Below are 5,855 nucleotides of genomic sequence, written 5' to 3'. Positions count from 1 at the left end.
AGCGACGGCAGCAGCCCCGATGCGCCGGCGCTGACCCAAAACGGCACCTTCACCGTGACGGCGCTGGATGGCGTGCAGACCTTGAGCGTCGGTGGCATCAACGTCGTCACTGGCGGTGTGGCCGCCGGTTTCCCTCAATCAATCACCACGGCGTTGGGCAACACGCTGACCGTCACAGGCTACAACGCCACCACCGGCGTCGTGAGCTACAGCTACACCTTGCTGGACAACGAAGCTCATCCGAACGCCAACGGCGCCAACAGCCTCAGTGAGCAATTCGCGGTTGTGGTCACCGACGACAACGGCACCACGGCCAACGGCAACCTCGACGTGAACATCGTCGATGACCTGCCTACCGCTCATGCCGACTCCGCTTCAGTGGATGAGGGCGGGACAGTCAGTGGCAATGTTCTGAATAACGACGTGGGCGGTGCCGACGGGCCAGCCGCGAGCGGCGCGGTCATTGGCGTGCGCGCCGGCAGCGACACGTCGACGCCGGCGAACGGCGGCCTCAACACCCAGATCAACGGCACCTACGGTTACCTGACCCTGGATGCCAATGGCAACGCGATCTACCACAGCAACCCCGATAGCGTCAGCGCACCGGGCGCCACCGATGTGTTCACCTACACGGTGCGTGATTCCGATGGAGATGAAAGCACTACCACCATCACCATCGATGTTCACGCCAGTTGCCTCGTCGCCACCTCCGATCAGGAAGTCATCGTCTACGAAAAAGCCCTCGACCTGAACAAGGACGGCCAGGACCTGGCCCCTGGCACCGTCACTGGCAGCAACCCGAGCGCTACCAGCGAAACCGCCACCAGCAGCCTCGCCGGCTCGGTCAGCGGTGCCGTCGGCGCAGTCACCTTTGCCTTGGTGGGCAGTGCCACCGGAGCCTATGGTCAACTGCTGCTTCATCCTGACGGTTCCTACACCTATACGCTGACGTCACCCGCGACAACGACCCCCAGCGCCAACGATGGGCCGAACGTCCTGACTGAAAGCTTTACCTATCAAGCCACGGATTCGCTCGGCAACACCGCCACCAGCACCATCGTTATCAACATTGTCGACGACGCGCCGACGGCCCATGCCGACTCCATCTCGGTGGCGGAGGGCGGGACGGTCAATGGCAATGTACTGGGTAATGACGTGTTGGGTGCCGACGGTGGCATGGTCATCGGCGTGCGTGCCGGCAACGATACATCGACTTCGGCGAGCGGCGGCCTGAACACCCAGATCAACGGCACCTACGGCTACCTGACCCTGGACGCCAACGGCAACGCGGTCTATCACAGCAACCCGAACACTGTCGGCGCACCGGGTGCCACCGATGTGTTCACCTACACGGTGCGTGATTCCGACGGGGACGAAAGCACCACCACCGTCACTGTCGATGTCCACAACAGTGTGCTTGTCGCTCAAACCGATCATGACATCACCGTCTACGAAAAAGCCCTGGACCTGACCCAGGACGGCCAGGATCTGGCCCCTGGCACCGTCACCGGCAGCGACCCGGGCGCCACCAGCGAAACCGCCACCGGCAGTCTTGTCGGTTCGGTCACCGGTGCCACTGGCGCCGTGACTTTCACCCTGGTGGGCAACGCCACGGGTGCCTACGGTCAGCTATTGCTTCACCCGGACGGCTCCTACGCCTACACCCTCACTTCACCCGCCACGACGACGCCCAATGCCAATGATGGGCCGAATGCACTCAGTGAAAGTTTCACCTACAAGGCCACCGATGCTTCGGGCAACAGCGTCACCGGCAGTCTGGTGGTGAGCATCGTCGATGATGTGCCCAAGGCTGTCGCATCCGAGCGTTCGGTGACGGCGGTGGAGATCGACTCGAACCTGCTGATCGTCCTCGATGTGTCTGGCAGTATGGCCGACGATTCAGGCGTGCCGGGGCTCTCGCGCCTGGACCTGGCCAAGCAGGCCATCAGCGCCTTGCTGGATAAATACGATGATCTGGGAGATGTGAAAGTCCAACTGGTGACATTCAGCAGCAGCGCCACCGACCGGAGTTCTGTGTGGGTGGATGTGGCCACCGCCAAGACGCTCCTCACAAGCCTGTCGGCGGGCGGCGGCACCAACTACGACGCGGCAGTGGCGGCGGCCAAGACCGCGTTTGTCACATCCGGGCAACTGACTGGGGCGCAGAACATCGGCTACTTCTTCTCCGACGGCAAGCCCACCTCGGGCCAGGAAACCGGTACCGCAGACGAGGCGGCGTGGAAGGCGTTTCTCGACGCGAACGGCATCAAGAACTACGCCATCGGCCTGGGCAGCGGTGTCAGCAACACCAACCTCGACCCGCTGGCCTATGACGGCAGCACCCACACCAATACCAACGCGGTGGTGGTCACCGACCTGAACCAGCTCAACTCGGTACTCTCCGGCACCGTGCAGGGCGCGCCGGTCACCGGCAACCTGCTCGGCGAGGGCGGTTCGTTCGGCGCCGATGGCGGGTTCGTCAAGAGCCTGGTGGTCGATGGCACCACGTACAGCTACAACCCGGCGGCCAACGGCGGCCAAGGCGCGCTGACCGCCAGCGGCGGGGTCAACCACGGCACCTTCAATACCGTAACCAATACAGTGAGCATCGCCACCGACCACGACGGCACCCTGGTGGTCAATCTGGACACGGGCGCGTTCAGCTACACCTCGCAGACCGCCACCAGCACCTTGATCACCGAGACTATCGGCTACACCGTCAGCGACAACGATGGCGACCTGGCCAGTTCCACCCTGGTGGTCAAGGTCGTTCCCAACAGCCCGCCTGTGGCGGTCGATGACAACGTCATTACCAACGTGCTGTCGGGCAACATCGTGGTACCGGGGGAGCTGTTGCTCGGAAACGACAGCGACGCCAACGGCGATCCGCTCACGGCGTCGCCCACCAGCTTCAATACGGGATGGGTCGCCAAAGGCGCGGACTTCACCGGCAGCACCGGCACCGCCAGCTTCACCGGCAACAATGTCCAGTCGATCAACCTCAATCGCAGCGCTTTTGTCGCCAATACCGCGGCCATGACGGCGGTCCTGGTGGTCAGCGGCGCGCTGGGGGCGGTTTCCAACAATAACGTCAATGATGAAGACCGGCTCAACATCAGCCTCAAGCAGGGCGAAACCCTTACCCTGGATCACAACTTGGCGGCCGGGCATATCACTCTGGAATATTCCCTCAATGGCGGGCCTTTCATCGCCATCGCCGATGGCGCCTCGTTTACGGCCGCAGCCGACGGGGACTACCAGATCCACGTCACCAACATTGCCAATGCCAGCGGCGGCAACCCCAACGGCGCGGAAAACTATCAACTGACCATGACCGTCAATTACGCTGGCGCCCATGACATCACGTCGGATTACCACGGTACCTACACCACCAGCGACGCCCATGGCGGCAGCGACAGCGCGGCGGTGGGCATCAGCTACCAGGCGGGGAATACCCTGACGGGCACTTCCGGGGACGACGTGCTGCTGGCCGGCAACGGTGATAACGTCCTCAACGCCGGCGACGGCAACGACATACTCAGTGCAGGCTCGGGCAACAACACCTTGCATGGGGGGGCAGGCAATGACTTGCTCTACAGCGGCACGGGCAACGACCTGCTCGATGGCGGCACGGGCACCGACACGGCCAGCTATGCGCACGCCGGTTCGGCAGTCACGGTGAACCTCGGCCTGTTGGCTGCGCAGAACACCTTGGGCGCTGGCACCGATACGCTGAGCAGTATCGAAAACCTCGTGGGTTCGAACTTCAACGACACCCTCACCGGCGACGGGGCCAGCAACCGCATCGACGGCGGCCTGGGTCATGACGTGCTCAACGGTGGCGGTGGGGATGACCTGCTGATCGGCGGCCTGGGCAACAACACCCTCACCGGAGGCAGCGGCGCCGACACCTTCCAGTGGCAGGCCGGCAACAGCGGCCATGACGTAATCACCGACTTCACGCTGGGTACCGATAAACTCGATCTGTCACAGCTGTTGCAGGGGGAAAACGGCAGCGCCGCATCGCTGGACGACTACTTGCACTTCACCGTCAGCGGCAGCGGGGCGTCGGTGATGACCAGCATCGACATCAGCGCCGTTGCCGGTGCCACGGCGAACCAGACCATCGACCTGGCCGGCGTCAACCTCGCCAGCCACTACGGCGTCACGCCAGGGGCGGGCGGGATGATTGCAGGCGGGGCGGACACGGCCACCATTATCAACGGGATGTTGAACGATCATTCGTTGAAGGTGGACACGGTTTGAGGTGAGTTGAAACGACAAAACCCGCCATTTCCAGTCTGGATGTGGCGGGTTTTGTTCGTTTGACGAAAACAGGTCTGTGGGCAGGCCCGCCGCTTTCTGAAGGCAGGAAGGTCCTTGCCACAGTGGGAATCAGGGCCGACGCAACGTCTTCTGCCTGAGGATATAAACCGTCACCAACACCGCGCTGGTGAGCATGAACCCTCGGGCCCAGGGCAGGGGTACCAGATAGCAAGAGAAGAGAATGCTCGCCCACATCAGCCCGATGGCGTAGACCTTGCCTTTGAGCGGGATGCCATGGCCGCTGAGGTAATCGCTGATCCACGGGCCGAGTCGGGGATGCTCGACCAGCCATTGGTAGAAACGCGGCGAGCTGCGGGCGAAGCAGGCCGCTGCCAGGAGCAGGAAAGGGGTGGTGGGCAGTACGGGAACGAAGATACCGATGACCCCCAGCACCACGCTCAGCCAGCCGATGGCCAGCAGAGCGTAACGCACGATCAGGGGGCGGTTGCCGAGGGGCGCGGGCACCCGGTCGCTCAGTGGTGACGTGGCTTGAGGATCGCCGGTTTTTCGTCCGGGGCGTTGCACAGCAGGTACAGGGCGGTGAGGGCTTCCGGGATCTGTACGATCATGTCGTCCATCAGGTTGGCGTCGGCGGCGATGTCGGAAAACTCCGGTTGCTCGTCGAACAGGCCGGAACCGACCATGATCGGCAGCAGCATTTCGCTGACTTCTTCTTCCGCGGTTTCGAACCAGGCGGCTTCGCGCAGGAACACGCCTTCCATGAAACCGATGCACCAGCCGCGCAGTTCCGAATCGTCCGGGTCATCGCCCAGGTCCAGTTCGCACGGCAACTCGAATTCCTCGTCGGAAGCCAATTGACGGGCGATATGGGCCTTGAGGCCAACCAGGGTCGCTTCGATTTCGGCGCGCTGGGCTTCGTCGCTGTAGTGCGGCTCTTCGGCGAACAGCGCGTCGATCCACTCGCGATCCGGCACCTCTTCGGAGCAGATCGACAGGGCGGTCAGGTAGCCGTGAGCGGCCACGTAGTCCAGCGCCTCTTCGTGCAGCTCATCGGCGTCGAGGAAGACTTGCAGGCGGGTCAGTTGCTCAGCGAAGGACATTACGGGCTACCTTGGGGAATAAACAATGCGGGAATTCTAGGCCTTCTTGAGCGCCCAGGCCAGCCGCGCGGCGTATTTGCCTTGCCGGTAAGGACCGGATTGGCCTCCCGCCAGGCGCGTACCCCCCGTGGCGAGGGAGCTTGCTCCCGCTGGGGCGCGCAGCGGCCCTGTTTTTTGGGGCGGCTTCGCCACCCAGCGGGAGCAAGCTCTTATCAAACAAAATATAACCCATTGTTTTTGCTTCTAAAAATCATGCAGCCTTAACTAATTGCATACCCAACTTTCGGGCTTTGCGCTCCAGAGCCCGCAGTTGGCGTCCCCGGCTTTTCTCCTCAAACTCTTCTATCCCTTTCTCAACGTAGGGTTGGCCTTTGGTGAGCATGGCGTAAATCAATCGCGCCAGTTGATGAGCCGTCGCCTTGATCGCGCAACTAGTGTCCATCCGCGTCAGGCGGGCACGGTGGCTGG

At 62.6% G+C, this 5,855-nt stretch carries 3 protein-coding genes and 1 pseudogene; 1 reads left to right on the top strand and 3 read right to left on the bottom strand.

Features of this window, described 5'->3' with window-relative positions:
* Positions 1-4,266 (top strand): S-layer family protein (locus AD663_RS19480; RefSeq protein WP_157062727.1); only part of this gene is annotated, 4,266 nt, incomplete at its 5' end.
* Positions 4,267-4,395: 129 nt separating this feature from the next.
* Here AD663_RS19480 and AD663_RS19475 read toward each other — a convergent pair.
* The 3 genes and pseudogenes from AD663_RS19475 to AD663_RS19465 form a co-directional block, all read right to left on the bottom strand.
* On the bottom strand, positions 4,396-4,791 hold the full coding sequence (locus tag AD663_RS19475; protein ID WP_003184120.1) for a YbaN family protein: 396 nt from the start codon (positions 4,789-4,791) through the stop codon (positions 4,396-4,398).
* Positions 4,792-4,799: 8 nt separating this feature from the next.
* Positions 4,800-5,387, bottom strand: a complete 588-nt coding sequence (locus tag AD663_RS19470) for a YecA family protein (RefSeq protein WP_003184118.1) — start codon at positions 5,385-5,387, stop codon at positions 4,800-4,802.
* Between the two features lie 250 nt (positions 5,388-5,637).
* A pseudogene (locus tag AD663_RS19465) lies at positions 5,638-5,855 on the bottom strand (IS110 family transposase); the annotation flags it as partial.

Origin of the sequence: Pseudomonas sp. Q12-87 (genome assembly GCF_001269755.1) — a bacterium.
Taxonomy (GTDB): Bacteria; Pseudomonadota; Gammaproteobacteria; order Pseudomonadales; family Pseudomonadaceae; genus Aquipseudomonas; species Aquipseudomonas fluorescens_S.
Note: the sequence above shows the minus strand (reverse complement) of the source record. Positions and strands in the feature narration are given on the sequence as shown.

Bases quoted from the DNA above. Each gene is read 5' to 3' on its own strand.
- AD663_RS19470 (WP_003184118.1), bottom strand. From the start codon at position 5,387: ATGTCCTTCGCTGAGCAACTGACCCGCCTGCAAGTCTTCCTCGACGCC.